This is a genomic window from Microbacterium sp. MRS-1 (assembly GCF_000585455.1).
GTDB classification, from domain to species: Bacteria; Actinomycetota; Actinomycetes; order Actinomycetales; family Microbacteriaceae; genus Microbacterium; species Microbacterium laevaniformans.
The window spans coordinates 59,585-76,663 of the sequence record NZ_JAUF01000014.1 but is presented as its reverse complement, the minus strand read 5'-3'; the positions used below and the strand labels follow the sequence as shown (position 1 = coordinate 76,663).

General features: G+C 70.1%; 13 protein-coding genes, 1 tRNA gene, 1 pseudogene and 1 riboswitch. Of the genes and pseudogenes, 3 read left to right on the top strand and 12 right to left on the bottom strand.

Features of this window, described 5'->3' with window-relative positions; genetic code table 11:
- Positions 1–40: 40 nt before the first annotated feature.
- The 9 genes from prfA to AS96_RS03890 form a co-directional block, all read right to left on the bottom strand.
- Positions 41–1,117 (bottom strand): peptide chain release factor 1, encoded by a 1,077-nt coding sequence (prfA, locus tag AS96_RS03930; RefSeq protein ID WP_036285876.1) that lies wholly within the window; start codon positions 1,115–1,117, stop codon positions 41–43.
- 11 nt (positions 1,118–1,128) lie between these two features.
- Positions 1,129–3,183 carry a transcription termination factor Rho gene (rho, locus tag AS96_RS03925; RefSeq protein ID WP_036285874.1) on the bottom strand — a complete coding sequence of 685 codons (2,055 nt, stop codon included), beginning with the start codon at positions 3,181–3,183 and terminating at the stop codon, positions 1,129–1,131.
- Between the two features lie 165 nt (positions 3,184–3,348).
- Entirely contained in the window at positions 3,349–4,293 is a 945-nt protein-coding gene (thrB, locus tag AS96_RS03920; RefSeq protein ID WP_036285872.1) for a homoserine kinase, read from the bottom strand.
- On the bottom strand, positions 4,290–5,360 hold the full coding sequence (gene thrC / locus AS96_RS03915) for a threonine synthase (RefSeq protein ID WP_036285922.1): 1,071 nt from the start codon (positions 5,358–5,360) through the stop codon (positions 4,290–4,292). Before thrC ends, thrB begins: the two co-directional genes overlap by 4 nt.
- 35 nt (positions 5,361–5,395) lie before the next feature.
- On the bottom strand, positions 5,396–6,751 hold the full coding sequence (locus AS96_RS03910) for a homoserine dehydrogenase (RefSeq protein ID WP_036285870.1): 1,356 nt from the start codon (positions 6,749–6,751) through the stop codon (positions 5,396–5,398).
- Complete coding sequence (gene lysA, locus AS96_RS03905; protein ID WP_036285868.1) at positions 6,748–8,196, bottom strand: diaminopimelate decarboxylase; 1,449 nt, start codon at positions 8,194–8,196, stop codon at positions 6,748–6,750. Before lysA ends, AS96_RS03910 begins: the two co-directional genes overlap by 4 nt.
- 122 nt (positions 8,197–8,318) lie before the next feature.
- Positions 8,319–9,158 carry an LmeA family phospholipid-binding protein gene (locus AS96_RS03900; RefSeq protein WP_036285866.1) on the bottom strand — a complete coding sequence of 280 codons (840 nt, stop codon included), beginning with the start codon at positions 9,156–9,158 and terminating at the stop codon, positions 8,319–8,321.
- A 1-nt stretch (position 9,159) separates the two neighbouring features.
- The gene (locus AS96_RS03895) at positions 9,160–10,827 is read right to left on the bottom strand and encodes an arginine--tRNA ligase (protein WP_036285864.1); all 1,668 of its coding nucleotides are present in this window, start codon (positions 10,825–10,827) and stop codon (positions 9,160–9,162) included.
- Positions 10,828–10,924: 97 nt separating this feature from the next.
- Positions 10,925–11,770, bottom strand: a complete 846-nt coding sequence (locus AS96_RS03890) for a transglutaminase-like domain-containing protein (protein WP_036285862.1) — start codon at positions 11,768–11,770, stop codon at positions 10,925–10,927.
- Between the two features lie 157 nt (positions 11,771–11,927).
- On the opposite strand from AS96_RS03890, the gene AS96_RS03885 reads away from it, so the two are divergent.
- Positions 11,928–12,000 (top strand) — tRNA-Arg (locus AS96_RS03885).
- Between the two features lie 201 nt (positions 12,001–12,201).
- Here AS96_RS03885 and AS96_RS03880 read toward each other — a convergent pair.
- On the bottom strand, positions 12,202–13,455 hold the full coding sequence (locus AS96_RS03880; RefSeq protein WP_036285860.1) for an LCP family protein: 1,254 nt from the start codon (positions 13,453–13,455) through the stop codon (positions 12,202–12,204).
- 127 nt (positions 13,456–13,582) lie between these two features.
- Here AS96_RS03880 and AS96_RS15415 point away from each other — a divergent pair, with 127 nt between their 5' ends.
- The gene (locus tag AS96_RS15415) at positions 13,583–13,744 is read left to right on the top strand and encodes a hypothetical protein (RefSeq protein WP_183043652.1); all 162 of its coding nucleotides are present in this window, start codon (positions 13,583–13,585) and stop codon (positions 13,742–13,744) included.
- A 58-nt stretch (positions 13,745–13,802) separates the two neighbouring features.
- The gene (locus tag AS96_RS03875) at positions 13,803–15,914 is read left to right on the top strand and encodes a phosphatidylglycerol lysyltransferase domain-containing protein (protein ID WP_036285858.1); all 2,112 of its coding nucleotides are present in this window, start codon (positions 13,803–13,805) and stop codon (positions 15,912–15,914) included.
- 24 nt (positions 15,915–15,938) lie between these two features.
- Here AS96_RS03875 and AS96_RS03870 read toward each other — a convergent pair whose 3' ends face one another.
- Positions 15,939–16,259, bottom strand: coding sequence for a DMT family transporter (locus tag AS96_RS03870; protein WP_036285856.1), 321 nt, complete (start codon positions 16,257–16,259; stop codon positions 15,939–15,941).
- A gap of 10 nt (positions 16,260–16,269) precedes the next feature.
- Positions 16,270–16,336: riboswitch (guanidine-III (ykkC-III) riboswitch) on the bottom strand.
- A 22-nt stretch (positions 16,337–16,358) separates the two neighbouring features.
- A pseudogene (locus AS96_RS03865) lies at positions 16,359–17,061 on the bottom strand (CPBP family intramembrane glutamic endopeptidase).
- Positions 17,062–17,079: the final 18 nt, after the last annotated feature.

The following is a 17,079-nucleotide window of genomic DNA, read 5'->3' as shown; positions in this document are numbered from 1 at the left end:
GAGCGTAGCGCCCCTGCGAGCCTCGATCCGTCCGCGGGGGTCAGTCGGCGCCCAGCGCCGCGAGTCGCGCCTCTTCGTCGGCGGCGATCGCCGACTCGATGAGCGGGCCGAGCGCCCCGTCCATCACCTGATCGAGGTTGTAGGCCTTGTAGCCCGTGCGGTGGTCCGCGATGCGGTTCTCGGGGAAGTTGTACGTGCGGATGCGCTCCGAACGGTCCATCCCCCGGATCTGCGAACGACGGGCGTCGGATGCCGCGGCATCCCGCTCCTCCTGCTGCTTCGCGAGCAGTCGCGCACGCAGTACGCGCATGCCCGCCTCGCGGTTCTGCAGCTGGCTCTTCTCGTTCTGCATCGAGACGACGATGCCGCTCGGAAGGTGCGTGATGCGCACGGCGGAGTCGGTCGTGTTGACCGACTGTCCCCCCGGTCCCGAGGAGCGGAACACGTCGATCTTCAGGTCGTTGGCGTCGATCTGCACCTCTTCGGGCTCGTCGACCTCCGGGAAGACCAGCACCCCGGTCGTCGAGGTGTGGATGCGCCCCTGCGACTCGGTCGCGGGAACCCGCTGCACGCGGTGCACGCCGCCCTCGTACTTGAGGTGGGCCCACACGCCCTGCGCCGGATCGGTCGAGCTTCCCTTGATGGCGACCTGGACGTCCTTGTAGCCGCCGAGGTCGGACTCGTTGCGCTCCAGCAGCTCGGTCTTCCAGCCCATGGATGCCGCGTACTGCAGATACATCCGCAGCAGATCGGCCGCGAACAGCGCCGACTCGGCACCGCCCTCACCCGCTTTGACCTCGAGGATCACGTCGCGCGCATCGTCGGGGTCGCGTGGGATGAGCAGGCGCCGCAGCTTCTCCTGCGTCGCCGCGACCCGTTCTTCGAGCGCCGGGACCTCCTCGGCGAAAGCGTCGTCCTCGCGGGCGAGTTCACGCGCCGCCGCGAGGTCGTCGTCCGCCGCCCGCCATGCGTCGTGGGCCGCGACGATCCTGGACAGCTCGGCGTAGCGCCGGTTGACGCGCTTGGCGCGCGCGGCATCGGCGTGCACCGCGGGGTCGGAGAGTTCCTCCTGGACCGCGCGGTGCTCGTCGATCAGCGCCTGGACGGACTCGAACACGAAGAGCCCGCTCAGCGGATGCTGTTCTCGTGCCCGTGGCTGTGGCCGCCGCCGGCCGTGGACACCGACTTCATCTGCACGTTCTGCATCTGGTAGAGGAACTCGACGTTGGAGCTCGTCTCCTTGAGCTTGCCGAGCACCACCTCGAGGGCTTGCTGCGGGTCGAGGCCGGCGAGGGCGCGACGCAGCTTCCAGGTGATCTTCACCTCATCGGGGTTCAGCAGCATCTCCTCGCGGCGGGTCGAGGACGCGTTGACGTCGACGGCCGGGAAGATCCGCTTGTCGGCCAGCTGGCGCGACAGGCGCAGCTCGCTGTTGCCGGTGCCCTTGAACTCCTCGAAGATGACCTCGTCCATCTTCGAGCCGGTCTCCACGAGCGCCGTGGCGAGAATGGTCAGCGAGCCGCCGTTCTCGATGTTGCGGGCTGCCCCGAAGAAGCGCTTGGGCGGGTACAGCGCCGACGCGTCGACGCCGCCGCTGAGCACGCGGCCGCTCGTGGGTGCAGAGACGTTGTACGCGCGGCCCAGGCGCGTGATCGAGTCGAGGAGCACGACGACATCGCGGCCGAGCTCGACGAGGCGCTTCGCGCGCTCGATGGCCAGCTCCGCGACCGTGGTGTGGTCTTCGGCGGGACGGTCGAAGGTGGAGGCGATGACCTCACCCTTGACGGTCCGCTGCATGTCGGTGACCTCTTCGGGACGCTCGTCGACGAGCACGACCATGAGGTGGACCTCGGGGTTGTTCGTCGCGATCGCGTTGGCGATCTGCTGCAGCACGATCGTCTTGCCGGCCTTGGGGGGCGCGACGATGAGGCCGCGCTGGCCCTTTCCGATGGGCGCGACGAGGTCGATGATGCGCTGCGTGAGCTTCTCCGGCGCCGTCTCCAGGCGCAGGCGCTCCTGCGGGTAGAGCGGGGTGAGCTTACCGAACTCGACACGCTCGGCGGCGTCGTCGACCGACAGCCCGTTGATGGCGTCGACCTTGACCAGCGCGTTGTACTTCTGGCGGCTGGACTGCTCGCCCTCGCGCGGCTGCTTGATGGCGCCGACGACGGCGTCGCCCTTGCGCAGGTTGTACTTCTTGACCTGGCCGAGCGACACGTAGACGTCGCTCGCCCCCGGCAGGTAGCCGGTGGTGCGCACGAAGGCGTAGTTGTCGAGGACGTCGAGGATGCCGGCGATCGGGATGAGGACGTCGTCCTCGCCGATCTCGGTCTCGAACTCGTCGCCGTTCTGCGCCGGGCCCCGACGCTTGTTGCGCTGGCGACCGCGGCCCTGGGACTGCTCGTCGTCGCCGTCTGCGCTCTCTTCGGCGGCCGGAGCGGTCGGAGCGTTGTTCTGGGCGTTCTGCGCACCCTGAGCGTTCTGGCCGTTCTCGCCGCGCTGACCGCGGTTGCGGCTGCGGCTGCGGCTGCGCGAGCGGCTGCGGCTGGGGGTCTCGCCCTCGGCGGCGCCTGCCGCGTCTGCCGCGGCGCTGTCCGTAGTCTCGGCACCCGACGCGTCGCCGGCGGCGGCGGTCTCGGCGGCGTCGGCGGCAGGAGTCTCGGCCGCAGCCTCGGCCGCGGGGGTCTCATCGGCCGCCGTCGGCGTCGAAGCGGCGGACTCTGCCGGGTCCTGCGCGGCGGCAGCGGTCTCGGTCACCGCGTCCGTGGCGGCATCCTCAGCGGGCGCGACGTCGGCGCTCTTCGCGCGGCGCGGCGCACGCTTGCGGGGAGCCTTCGCGGGCTTCTCCTCCGCGACGACGGGCGCCTCCTCCGCCGCAGCGGGCTCGGCCTCCGCCGCAGCGGGTTCGGCCTCCGCCGCAGCGGGTTCGGCCTCCACGGGGGCGGGCTCGACCTCGGCGGCGGCGGGAGCCTCGACATCCGAGGCCACCTCCACGTCGGGGGCCTCGGTCTGAACGGCCTCGGCGATAGCGGCGGCGGACTCCTCGGCGGGAGCCTCGACCTCAGCGGTCTCGGTGCTCTCGGCGACCGGGGTCGCCTCGGCGGTGTTCTCCTCGGCGCCGGCGGACTGCGCGCTCTCGACGTTCTCGGTGTTCTCGGTCTGGATCTCGGAGAGGGACTCCACGAGTTCTCCTTCGTAGGCATGTGGACGGATACCGTCCGCATCGCGCCGTCCACGACAGGCGCTACCGCTCTCGTGCGCGCATGCACGTCTAGCTCAGACGCGCGATGGTGCAACGTGAGGGTTATGCGGTGGTTCGCAGAATTGCGACGGAGGCCAGATTCACGGTCACGCCGTGGCACCCTCCGTATGGTTCCTCACTGTACCACCCTTGACGTCGACGGCGAGCAAGCGCGGCTCCCACGGGGTGTCCGTCACGGATGCCGCGACCTCCGCCGCCTCCAGACGCTGACCCGGGCCGTCCGCGAGCACGAGCACGCTGGGCCCTGCGCCGGAGACGACGGCGGCGAAGCCGCGTGCCCGCAGCGCGCGGACGAGCTGATCGGTCGCCGGCATCGCCTGCGCGCGGTACGACTGGTGGAGCTTGTCCTCGGTGGCGGCCATCAGCAGCTCCGGGCTCTGCGTGAGCGCCGCGATCAGCAGCGCAGAGCGCGAGACGTTGAACACGGCATCCTCACGAGGCACCTGAAGAGGTGCGAGCCCCCGGGCGACGGCCGTCGACATCGTGAAGTCGGGAACGAACACCAGCGGCGAGACGCCGCGGTGCACGAGGAGCTTCTTGTGTTGCGGACCGTTCTCGTCCATCCACGCGATCGTCAGTCCGCCGAACAGCGCGGGAGCGACGTTGTCGGGATGTCCTTCGAGCTCGGTCGCGAGGCGCAGCAGCGCATCGGGGCCGATCTCGACCTCGCCGGCGAGCAGGCCCTTCGCCGCGAGCAGACCCGCGACGACGGCGGCACCCGACGATCCCATGCCCCGCCCGTGCGGAATCGTGTTGTGCGCCTCCAGACGGATGCCGGGCATCTCGCGCCCGACGGCCTCGAAGGCGTAGGCCATCGAGCGCACGACGAGGTGCGAAGCATCGGTCGGGACATCGGCCGCCCCCTCGCCCGACACAAGAATCTCCAGTCCACGCTCCGGCAGAGCGGTGACGGTGAGTTCGTCATACGAGCTCAGAGCGAGGCCCAGAGTGTCGAACCCGGGACCGAGGTTGGCACTCGTGGCGGGTACACGGACCGCGACGGAGCGTTCCACGGAAGCGAGGGTGGTCATGCCAGGTCGAGGACGGACGCGACCTCACTGGTGGTCGCATCGACCACCGTGGGCTCGACCTCGGTGCCATCGGCGTTGCGCAGGGCCCACTGGGGGTCCTTCAGACCGTGTCCGGTGACTGTGATGACGATCGTGGCGCCCGCGGGGATGACGCCCGCCTCGGCACGGTCGAGCAGACCCGCGACGCCGATGGCCGACGCCGGTTCCACGAAGACGCCGGCCGTGCTGGCCAGCAGCTTCTGCGCCGCGAGGATGCGCGCATCGTCGATCGCGCCGAACCAGCCCTGCGTCGCATCGCGGGCTTCGAGGGCGAGCTCCCACGACGCGGGGTTGCCGATGCGGATGGCCGAGGCGATCGTCTCGGGGTTGCGGACGACCTCGCCGCGCACGAGAGGCGCCGAGCCTTCGGCCTGGAAGCCGAACATCCGCGGCACCTTGGTCGCCACGCCACGCGCCGCCTCTTCGCGGTACCCGCGCGAGTACGCCGTGTAGTTGCCGGCATTTCCGACCGGGATCAGGTGGAAGTCGGGCGCGTCGCCGAGCTGCGAGACGACCTCGTAGGCGGCCGTCTTCTGCCCCTCGATGCGGTCGGGATTGACCGAGTTGACGAGGTGGACGGGGTAGTTGTCGGCGAGCTCGCGAGCGATCTCGAGGCAGTCGTCGAAGTTGCCGCGCACCTGGATCAGCCGACCGCCGTGCACGACCGCCTGACTGAGCTTGCCCATCGCGATCTTGCCCTCCGGCACCAGCACAGCCGCAGTGATGCCCGCGTGGGCCGCGTAGGCGGCAGCGGATGCCGAGGTGTTGCCGGTCGAGGCACAGATGACGGCCTTCGCACCGTGCTCGACGGCGCGCGAGAGCGCGACGGTCATGCCGCGGTCCTTGAACGAGCCCGTCGGGTTCATGCCCTCGAACTTGATGAAGACGTTCGCGCCGGTCTGCTGCGACAGCGCGGCGGCCGGAATCAGCGGCGTGCCTCCCTCGCCGAGCGTCACGACCGTGGACGCCTCGGTGACACCGAGCCGATCGGCGTACTCGCGCAGGACTCCCTGCCAGACGTGTGCCATCTCCATCTCCTTCTTGCGGTGCCGCGACCGCGAGTTCAGTTTCCTTCGACGCGCAGGACCGACACGACCCGGTCGACCACGCCGCTGGCGGCGAGACGGTCGACGGTGTCGCTGAGATCCTGCTCGCGGGCCGTGTGGGTGCCGATGACGAGGCGCGCGATGCCCGCGACGCCCTGTGCGGCGGGGAGCAGGCTCTTCTCCTCCGCAGCCGGTTCGATGGTCTGCTCGATCGTCGCGATCGAGACCCGACCCTCACTGAGGATGCCGGCGACGGTGGCGAGGACGCCCGGCTCGTCGGAGACCTCGAGGGTGATCTGGTAGCGCGTCGTCACGCGGCCGATCGGCACGACCGGAAGGTTCGCACGCGTGGACTCACCGACGCCCACACCGCCGGCGATGTGGCGGCGGGCGGCCGAGACGACATCGCCGAGCACCGCCGACGCGGTCTGCACGCCGCCGGCACCCGCGCCGTAGAACATGAGGTTTCCGGCGGCCTCGGCCTGCACGAACACCGCATTGTTGGCGCCGTGGACGCTCGCCAACGGATGCTCGCGCGGAATCAGCGCAGGGTACACCCGCACCGAGATGGCTTCGCCGGTGGGCGAGTTCGCCTCGGCATCCGTGATCCGCTCGCACACCGCGAGCAGCTTGATGACGTACCCGGCGTGGCGGGCCGCTTCCATCGTCTGACGGTCGATGGCGGTGATGCCCTCGCGGTGCACCGCTTCCAAGGGAACGGCCGTGTGGAACGCGAGCGACGCGAGGATGGCGGCCTTCTGAGCCGCGTCGAAGCCTTCGACATCGGCCGTGGGATCGGCTTCGGCGTAGCCCAGCCGCTGCGCGTCGGCGAGGACGTCTGCGAACTCGCTGCCCTCGGTGTCCATGCGGTCGAGGATGTAGTTCGTCGTGCCGTTGACGATGCCCATGATGCGCTGCACGCGGTCGCCGGCCAGCGAATCGCGCAGCGGGCGGATGATCGGGATGGCGCCGGCGGCGGCGGCCTCGTAATAGACGGAGGCGCCCACCTGGTCGGCAGCGTCGAAGATCTCGGGGCCGTGTGTGGCCAGCAGCGCCTTGTTCGCGGTGACGACATCGGCGCCCGACGACAGCGCGAGCAGAATGTCGGTGCGCGCGGGCTCGATGCCGCCCATGAGCTCGATGACGATGTCGGCGCCGACGATCAGCTGTTCCGAATCGGTGGTGAACAGCTCGCGCGGCAGATCGGCGTCGCGCGGAGCGTCCGGGTTGCGTACGGCGATCCCCACGAGCTCGAGAGCCGCGCCGGCACGGTCGGAGAGCTCGTCGGCGTGCGTGCGCAGGAGGTCCGCCACCTGGGATCCGACGGCTCCGGCTCCGAGCAGGGCCACGCGCAGTCGACGGTAGTCGGTCATTCCTTCTCCTCGGCCGGGGACGTCTCGGCGGATGCGGGGGTCGCGACCCCCAGATCGTGCGCCAGCAGGTCATCGATGCTCTCGCCGCGGACGATCACGCGGGCGGTGCCGCCCCGCACGGCGACGACCGGCGGACGGGGCACGTAGTTGTAGTTGCTCGACAGCGAGAAGCAGTAGGCGCCGGTCGCGGGCACGGCGAGGAGATCGCCGGGAGTGATGTCGCCGGGCAGGTACTCGGCGTCGACGACGATGTCCCCGGACTCGCAGTGACGGCCCACCACACGGGAGAGGGCGGGCGCGGCATCCGAGGCGCGTGAGGCGAGGCGCGCCGAGTACTGTGCGCCGTACAGCGCGGGCCGGGCGTTGTCGCTCATGCCGCCGTCGACACTCACGTAGAGGCGGGTGAGGTCGTCGCTGGCGTGGACGGGCTTGACCGTGCCGACTTCGTAGAGCGTGACGCCGGCGCGTCCGACGATCGTGCGGCCCGGCTCGAACGCGAGATTCGGCAGGGGGATGCCGCGCACGTCGCACTCCCGCGCGACGGCCTCGACGATGCCCTCGGCGAGATCGGCGATCGGCGTGGGCTCGTCGACCGATGTGTAGGCGATGCCGAAGCCGCCACCGAGGTTGAGGAGCGGGATGTCGCCGCCCGCGAGCAGCTCGGCGTGGAGGTCGACCACGCGCGCCGCGGACTCTTCGAATCCGCGGGTACCGAAGATCTGCGAGCCGATATGGCAGTGCAGCCCGACGAACCGCAGGCCCGGAAGCTCGCGGATGCGGGCGACGACCGCGGGGGCGTCGGACAGGGCGAAGCCGAACTTCTGGTCTTCATGGGCGGTCGCCAGGAAATCGTGTGTCTCGGCGTGCACGCCACTGTTGACGCGGACGAGCACCGCCTGCGGGGCCGCATCGTCCGCGCGGCGCCGCTCGACGATCGCGGCGAGACGCTCGAGCTCGATACGTGAGTCGATCACGATCGAGCCGATGCCGATCTCGACGGCGCGCTCGAGCTCGGCGACCGACTTGTTGTTGCCGTGCAGGCCGAGGCGGGACGGGTCGGCGCCGGCGGCGAGGGCGACAGCGAGCTCGCCGCCGGTGGCGACGTCGACGGCGAGGCCTTCCTCGGTCACCCAGCGCACGACCTCGGTCGAGAGGAACGCCTTGCCGGCGTAATAGATGCGTGCCTGCACGCCGCGGCGCGCGGCCGCCACGGTGAACGCTTCGCGCACCTCTCGTGCGCGCGTGCGGACACCGTCCTCGTCGAGGACGTACAAAGGAGTGCCGAATCGTGCGCGCAGGTCCCGAACGCCGACGCCCGCGATCTCGAGCTGGCCGTCGGCATCACGCGCGGTCGAGGCCGGCCACACCAGCGGGGCGAGCGCGTTCGCGTCGGCCGGTTCGGCAAGCCACGCGGGCACGAGCGGGCGGTCGGAGGCGGCGGACACGTGCGGAACCAATCGTGTGGGGTCGGGCTGCCGTCGGTGACGTCACGCCCGGCAGTCCTAGAAGTCTAGGGCACCTGCGCATACCGGCCCGCGCATGTGACGCGTCGGTGGGAGAGGCTCCCTCAGCTGCAGGTGCCCTTCTGCTGCAGCGCCGCATCGACGGTGATCCGCGGATCGATGGCGATGTCGGCGACCACCTGCGCGCCGTCCACGCGCACGGCGGTGAGCGTGAGCCCGGCCGGCAGGTATTGCCTCACGCACACGTTCCAGTCGCGCACCACGGTGCGCGCCAGCGCTCCGAACTGGTCGATCAGCACATCGGCGGACACCTCGGCTCCCGAGACACGGAGGGTGCGAGGGGTGAGAACGAGATCGCCGCCGGATGCCGACGGCGTGAGGCTCACGCCGACGGGCACCGAGAGGGAGAACGCCTTCAGCTCCGTCGACATCACGATGTCGGGAGCCTCGACGGTGACGGCATCCGCGGGAAATCCGTCGACGGTACCCAGCAGCGCCCGCACCTGATCCTGGTCGAGCCGCACCGTCGCGCTCGCGCTCTGCAGCGGGGCGTCACCGCGGATGGGCACACCCGCCGCATGCACTTCGACATCGCCGGTCAGCGCGCCCAGACTCACGTCGGCGGCCGAGACCGTGACGTCGTCGAGACGACCGCCGATCAGCTGCGGGATCACCGCGCCGCGCACATCGACGTCGACGTGCCGGTCGGCGGGGATGTCCAGGCGGGAGGCGACCTGGTCGCGAATCGTCCGCTCCACGATGCCGCGGGCGATGTACTCTCCGGCGAACCAGGCGCCGACCGCCAGCAGCACGACCGCGAGCACCGCGATCAGCCACGGCCAGCGGCGGCTGCGCCGCCGTGGGGCGGATGCCGCGGCATCCGTCGACAGCACCCACCGCGCAGAGGGGTCGGCAAGCGGCTGCGTGGGGTGCTGGTCGTTCACGTCACATCCGTTCCGGGGCGCTCACTCCGAGCAGGTCCAAGCCGTTGCGGAGCACCTGGCCGGTGGCGTCGTTGAGCCAGAGGCGCGTGCGGTGCAGGTCGGTGACGGGCTCGTCGCCGAGCGGGGTCACGCGGCAGTTGTCGTACCACCGGTGGTACAGGCTCGCGAGCTCTTCGAGGTAGCGCGCGACGCGGTGCGGCTCGCGCACCTCGGCGGCGTAGGCCACGATGCGCGGGAACTCCTGCAGTGCCCCGAGCAGCGCCGACTCGGTCTCGTGCTCGAGCAGCTCGGGGGCGAAGACGCTGCGATCGACACCGGAGTCGGCGGCGTTGCGGGCGACGTTGTGCGTCCGGGCGTGTGCGTACTGCACGTAGAACACGGGGTTGTCGTTCGTGCGCTTCGTGAGGATCTCGGGATCGAGCGTCAGCGGCGAGTCGGCGGGGTAGCGCGCCAGCGAGTACCGCAGCGCGTCGGTGCCGAGCCAGTCGCGCAGGTCATCCAGCTCGATGATGTTGCCGGCGCGCTTGGACAGGCGGGCACCGTTGACCGACACGAGCTGACCGATGAGCACCTCGATGTCCTTCTCGGGGTCGTCGCCGGCAGCACCGGCGAGCGCCTTGAGACGGTGGACGTAGCCGTGGTGGTCGGCGCCGAGCAGATAGATCTTGTGCGCGAAGCCGCGGTCGCTCTTGTTGAGGTAGTACGCGGCGTCGGCGGCGAAGTAGGTGTACTCGCCGTTGGAGCGGCGGATGACACGATCCTTGTCGTCGCCGAAGTCGGTCGTGCGCACCCAGATGGCGTCGTCCTGCTCGAACACGTGGCCCTGCGCGCGCAGACGGTCGACGGCCTCGTCGACGAGGCTGGGCTCGCCGTTCGGGCCGTGCGCGTGGAGCGTGCGCTCGCTGAAGAAGACGTCGAAGTGCACGTTGAACTTCTCCAGCGACGCCTGCAGATCGGCGAGCTGTAGGGCGTAGGCGCGGTCACGTGCCTGCACCAGCTGCTCATCGTCGGAGAGATCGAGGATGCCGGGCAGCTCGGCGAGCACGCGGCTGGCGAGATCGCCGATGTAGGAGCCCGGGTAGCCGTCCTCGGGCGTCGGCTCGCCCTTGATCGCGGCGAGGACGGAACGTCCGAAGCGGTCCATCTGCGCGCCTGCGTCGTTGATGTAGAACTCGCGCACGAGCGTCGCGCCGCTGGCCAGCAGCACGCGGGCGATCGCGTCGCCGAGCGCTGCCCACCGGGTGTGCCCGATGTGCATGGGCCCGGTGGGGTTGGCGCTGACGAACTCGAGGTTGATGCTCTGTCCGCGCTGGGTGTCGTTGGTGCCGTAGGCCGCGCCTGCCTCGACGATGGTCTTGGCGAGGGCGCCGGCCGCGCCCGCCTCGAGGCGGATGTTGATGAACCCCGGCCCGGCGACCTCGACGCTGGCGACGCCGTCGGTCGCGGCGAGCGCGTCGGCGATCTCCTGCGCGAACTCGCGCGGGTTCACCCCGACGACCTTGCCGAGCTTCAGGGCGGCGTTGGACGCCCAGTCGCCGTGGTCACGGTTGCGCGGGCGCTCCAGGGGGAAATCGGCCGCGGTCAGACCGGCGCTCGAGCCGGGACGTCGCGCCTCGGCGAGCGGGGCGATGGCGGCGAGGAGGGCGGCGGCGAGGGCATCGGGATTCATAGCCCGTCAAGTCTACGGGCGCCCACTCTCCCCCACCTGCGTGCGCACCTCGGCATCCACGCTGGGGTGCGCGCCGCCGAGCAGCCACCGGTCGCGGTCAGGCGAGCTGGATGAGTTCGGCGAAGTCGTCCAGAGCGGGGTCGGATGCCGCCGCGGCGGCATCCTGCGCCCCCACGTCGGCCGCATCGTCGGGAAGGACGCACGCGTCGACGCGCATGCGCTGCAGGCCCACATAGCCGCCGTGGTAGCTGAGGAAGGCACAGTCGGCGGCGTCGCGACCGGTCGCAATGCGCACGAGCGAGCGGCGGTTGGCGAGCCGGGTGGCGTCGATGACGTACCAGCTGCCGTCGAGGTAGGCCTCGGCGACGGCGTGGAAGTCCATCGGGCGAAGGCCGGGAGCAAAGCACGCGGCGTAGCGGGCGGGCATGTCCATGGCGCGCAGCAGCGCGATGACGACGTGGGCGTAGTCACGGCAGACGCCCTGGCCGGTCATGAGTGTGGTGACGGCCGAGTCGGTGCCCTGGCTCAGTCCCGGCGTGTACGTCGTGCTGGAGGCGACGAACTCGCTGACCGTAGTTATCAGCTCGAGCCCCTGCAGGCCGCGGAACTGGCGGCGCGCCTGCGAGAACACCTCGTCAGACTGGCAGTAGCGGCTCGGACGCAGGTAGGTGATGGCTTCGAGGTCGCTTGTGGCGCGCTGTGTGACCTGCCCGTCGATGAGGGCTTCGTAGCGCACCTCGAGGCGGCCGGCCTCGCCGAGCAGTCGGTGCAGGCGGCTGCCGGACTGGTCGATGATCTCGGTGGGCGTGTAGACGCGATCGCCTTGCGTGAACGTCAGTTCCTCCCGCAGAACGGGCGCCGGTTGGGCCGCGGCGATCTGGAAGATGAGGTCGACGGAAGCCCCGAGATCGAGGTCCAGTTCGGCGGTCACGAGGCGTTGCACCGCAGTATCCTTGCACGCCGCGATGGCCTCCGCGTACACCGACGTTTCGACCCTCCAGAGGGATGCCGCAACGCACCCCCGCCGACCGTCGATCGCCGCAGATCCGGGCCACCGGCGGCGTGGCGGAGCCGTCGTCGGTGATACTCTCGATCGGTACGCCTCCGTAGCTCAGGGGATAGAGCGTTGGTTTCCGGTACCAAAGGTCGCAGGTTCGATTCCTGTCGGGGGCACTCCACGTATCCGAGGTCGGCTGTCGTACGATCTCGCCCATGGTGACCGCGCGCACGCGCATCATCGTCGTCTTCACGAGGCAACGGCACACGCGCTCACACTGTGCGCCACCATCGCCGACGTGAGCTACTCGGCGGCCCCCACGGGTACGCGACACCCGACGCCATCGACAGGGCGCGCAGCCAGGGACCCGTCGAGGGTCAGTTCACGCAGGGCACCGCACCCGAGACCATCGGCTGTTGCGAGTTGGTGTAGCTCTGCGGGGTCGGGGACACCGACGGCGACGGTGAGGACCCGTCGGTCTCGCCTGAGGGAGAGCTCGGCGCGTCGCTCGCGGCGTCGGTCGGCGCGGCGGTCGGCGACGGCGAGTTGAGCAGGTCGCGCACGATGCCCGCGATCTTGTCCTGGTCGACGATGTTGACGCTCTCGCCGTCGATCGTGCCGAACCGCTCGACCGGCAACGTCTGGAAGGTGATGTCACCGCCCGCGAGGCGCTGCGCGGTGCTCGCGAGGCTCAGCAGGTCGAAGCCCTGATCGATCGCGACGTACTGCTTCGCCGTGTCGATGAGCGAGCGCATCGCCCCGAAGTCCGTGAACGTCTGCGCACTCTTGAGCTTGACCGCGAGCGAGATCATGAACGCCTGCTGCCGGCGCGTGCGGTCGAGGTCGGTGAGATCGACGTTCTCGTACTGCGTGTCGCGACGCTGCCGCACGAACGCCATCGCCTGCGCGGCATCGATCTGCTGCATCCCCGCGGCGAAGTTCGCGCCCGAGAACGTGTCGGCCGTCGCCTGGTTGAGGCACACCGTGATCGGCTGCACCGCCTGTGCGACGCGATAGAACGCTGCCATCGTCACTTCGACGAAGTGGTCGATGCGCACGCCGCCGAGAAACGACGAGACGGTCTGGATCTGCGCCTGCCGCGCGGCGTCGCGGGCTCGCTGATACGCCGTCGCATCGTCGGTGCCGTTGCCGGTCAGCTCGTCGTACGTGGCCTGGAACGTGCGGCCGTAGTCTTCTTTGATCTTGCCCTTCGTGACCCCGTCGGGCGCGTTCGCGTAGTCGACGTAGTCGTCCCTCGGGATCGAGATCCCGACCGCCTTGCCGCCGTTGGCCGGGATGTGGATGAACATCAGCACGTTCGTGTTGTAGCCGCCGACGCTCTCATCCTCCGCGTGGATCGCGTCGTAGATCTCCTGCGGGAAGGGCTTGCCGTCCTGATCGACGCGACTGTCCAGTCCCATCACCAGGATGTTGACCTCTCCCGTGTTCTGCGCGACCCCGGGGCTGGCCGACGGCATCGCGATGTCGGAGCGGTGGATGCCGTTGAGGTCGGAAGCCACGACGGCCACCACCGCGATGACGGCGGCGGCGAGCACGGCGAGAACTCCCACGGTCACCCGGCGGCGCCGGATCTGCACGCGGCGTGAGACGGGACGAGACGTTCGAGACACCGACAGATCGTGTCAGAGGCAACCTATCGCCCCGGTGTGAGAGGCCTGGGAGGATCATCCTCCCGAAGGATGCCGATGCATCCGCGGCACGATGTGGAGCCCACCCTGCGGTTCGTAGCGTCGAGACATGACCACCTCGACCCTCACCCGTTCCTCGTCCTCCCTCGGCGCTGCCATCCTCTCGGTGCTCGGCAGCATGGTGGCGATCGGTGTCATCGCGATCGGCCTGCTCGTCGTGCCCGTCGCCGCCCTCCTCGTCTTCGGCCCCGCGCTGCTGGCTCGCCTCTGAGCGTCCGACCACCGCCCGGATACGACGCGGCGACCGTCGCTGCCGGTACGGTGAAGGCATGACGGAGACAGCGCCTGCCGCCTTCCCCGCAGGCGCAGATCAGCTCGCGACGACGCGGGCCCACGCTCTCGTGCGTCTCGTACGCCATCTGCCGGCGACGCTGATCACCGTGGCCGCCGTCCTCGTCGTCGGCATCCTCTCGCAGGGCCTGTGGTCGCCCTTCGACGAGAGCGCAGGCATGGACACGTGGGCGTACGGTCTGCCCGCGCTCGAAGCCGGTCGATGGTGGACGCCCATCACCGGCACGTTCTTCGTCGCTGAGCCCTGGCTGTTCCTGCCGACCCTGATCGGATTCGTCGCGATGGGCGTGCTCGAGTACGCCCGCGGAACGCGCGTGGCCCTCGCGTACTTCTGGGTCGGCCAGATCGTCGCCGTCCTGGCGACATCGCTGCTGTTGGCCGTGCTGAGTGTCTTCTCCGGCTGGGAGTGGGTGCAAGACACCGCCACCACGCTCGATGTCGGTGCCAGCGGCGGCACCTTCGCATGTCTTGCCGCCGTGATCGGTCTGCTCGCCTCGCCGTGGCGGCTGCGCGCATGGCTCGTGCTCATCGCGGTCGTCATCGTCGGGGTCCTGGTTCTCGGGACCGTGGCCGACCTCTCCCACCTCATCGCCGTGCTCGTCGTGCTCGTGTTCGACCGCACCCTGCGACCGCGTCGCGCCACCATCCGCGAGCAGCGCCTCATCGCCTTCCTCGGCATGCTCGCCTTCGTCGGCATCGAAGTGATCCTGACGCTCATCCCCACGCACGGCCCGTTCGGGACCACCGACCCGCTCTCCAGCGACTGGACGACGACGGCCATCGACGTCGTCGTGGTGCTCGTGATCGCCCAGGGACTGCGGCGCGCGCGGCGCTGGGCGTGGATCTGCGCTCTCGTGCTGCTGGCGCTGAACATCCTGGCCGCGGCGCTGCTCGCGGTCATCGTCACGCTGGACGTGCGTCTCGACCTCGGTGTCCCCGTCGACGGGGAGACCGCGATCGAGATCGGCAGCGGCCTGATCGCGCTCGTGCTGCTCGTCTATCTGATCGTGGTGCGCGCCGCGTTCTCCGGCGCCCGGCGCAGCGAGCTCGGGGCGCCAGGCGCGCAGCCGAGCACCGCCGAGGTCGCCGACCTCATCCGCACGCACGGCGGCGGCACGCTGTCGTGGATGACGACCTGGGAGGGCAACAGCTACCTGCGCACGAGCACCGGCATCGTCGCCTACCAGATCCGTGCGGGGGCGGCGATCGCTCTGGCCGATCCCCTGGGTCCCGAGGAGGGTCGGGCGGCGTCGGTGGCCGAGTTCATCGCGGCAGCCGAGGAGGCGGCGCTCATCCCCTGCTTCTTCAGCGCCGGGGCGGCCACGCAGGCGGCCGTGCCGGGCGGGTGGCGCGCACTCGTCGTCGCCGACGACACCATCGTCGATCTGCCCGGTCTCACCTACACCGGCAAACGGTGGAACTCGGTGCGCACGACCCTCAACCGTGCCGGACGCGAGGAGATGACCTTCCGCTTGACGCATCTGCGCGACGAGTCGTGGGGTGTGCGTGCACAGCTGCAGGCGATCTCGAACCAGTGGGTCGGCGAGAAGCAACTGCCCGAGATGCGCTTCACGCTCGGAACGCTCGCCGAAGCGGACGACCCGGAGGTGCGCATCGCGCTCGCCCTCGACGCACGGGGCGACGTGCACGGCTTCTTGTCGTGGATGCCGGTGTACGGCGAGGGCGTCGTGCGCGGATGGACCCTCGACCTGATGCGTCGCCGCGAGCACGGGTTCGGGCCGGTGATGGAGTACCTCATCGGCAGCTCGGCCCTAGCCTTCCGGGACGAGGGCGCCGAGTTCATGTCGCTGTCGGGCGCGCCGCTCACCCACGAGTACCCGCCCGAGGCCCAGGGGCTGGCGGCGCTGAGCACACGACTGTCCGACGCGCTCGAGCCGGTGTACGGGTTCCAGTCGCTGCACCGCTTCAAGCACAAGTTCCACCCGCGCTACGAGACCATGTCGCTGCTGTTCCGCGACGAGGCCGACCTGCCGCGGATCGGGGCGGGACTCACGCGCGCGTTCCTGCCCTCCGCGACGACGCGGCAGTTCGCCAGCGCCGGTCTGGAGCTCCTGCGCGGCGAGCGCTGAGCGTCGACGGATGCTGCGGCGCGCTCAGTCGTGACCGACGAGCGTGAGTCCGACGACGCACCCGACGAGGCCGAGGATGAGCAGCAGCCGCACGAGCGAGAACTGCTCGTCGCCGGTGATCATGGCGTAGGCGACGGTGAGCGAGGCCCCGATACCGACCCACACGGCGTACGCGGTGCCGGTGGAGATGTCGCGCATGGCCCACGCCAGACCGCCCATGCTGGCGGTCAGCGAGACGGCGAACACGATCGTCGGAACACGTCGGCTGAAACCTTCGGACGTGCCGAGCGCGGTCGCCCAGACCGCTTCGAGAACGCCGGAGACGATGAGGATGACCCAGGACATGACGTGACCTTCCGGCCAGTCTTGTCGCTCACCGGGTACTGGGATCCCTCGTCCGGAGACCCTGTCGGGGTCTTCGTGCAGACGAGCTGTTCTTCCTGATCACGAGCCGGGCGCGACGAGGAAGACCGCGTCCCACAGCCCCGGACTGTGTGCGTGCACGAGGACCGCGAAGACGACGGCGTCGATGAGCAGATGCACCGTCACGACGTAGCCCAGCGAACGGGTCTTGAGGAAGATGACCGCTTGCAGGAGAGCGAACGGGATGGTGAGCACCGGCCCCCAGGCGCGGTAACCGAGCTCCCAGAGGAAGGAGACGAACACGACCGCCTGCAGCAGATTGGCCGCGGCATCCGGGAGATGGCGACGCAGCAGTGCGAACACCGTGCAGATGAAGAAGAGCTCGTCCCAGATGCCCACGGCGCCGACGCCGACGAAGAGCCGGGCGATGAGGTCGGGGCTGTCCCCCGCCGCGCCAGGGGAAGCGGATCGCGCGATCGCGGTAGACCCATCGCGACACGGCATACGGCAGCGCGACCGCGCCGCCCAGCGCCAGAGTGAACCGCAGCATCGAGACGGTGTCGAGCTTCGCCTCCAGCGAGATCGAGCTCACCACCAGCATCCCCATCGCGATGAGCGACAGATCCCGCGCGAGCGACGGCGTGGATGCCGCGACCCGGCCCCGCTCGAGGGCGATCGCGACCGCGACCCCGACGACCAGAAGGGCGATGCCGAGCAGCGGCTGGCGGAAGACGAAGAACGCCGGGGCGGCCAGGCACACCGCCCCGGCGGGAAGGACGCCCATCCCGAGCCGCCGTGCGCC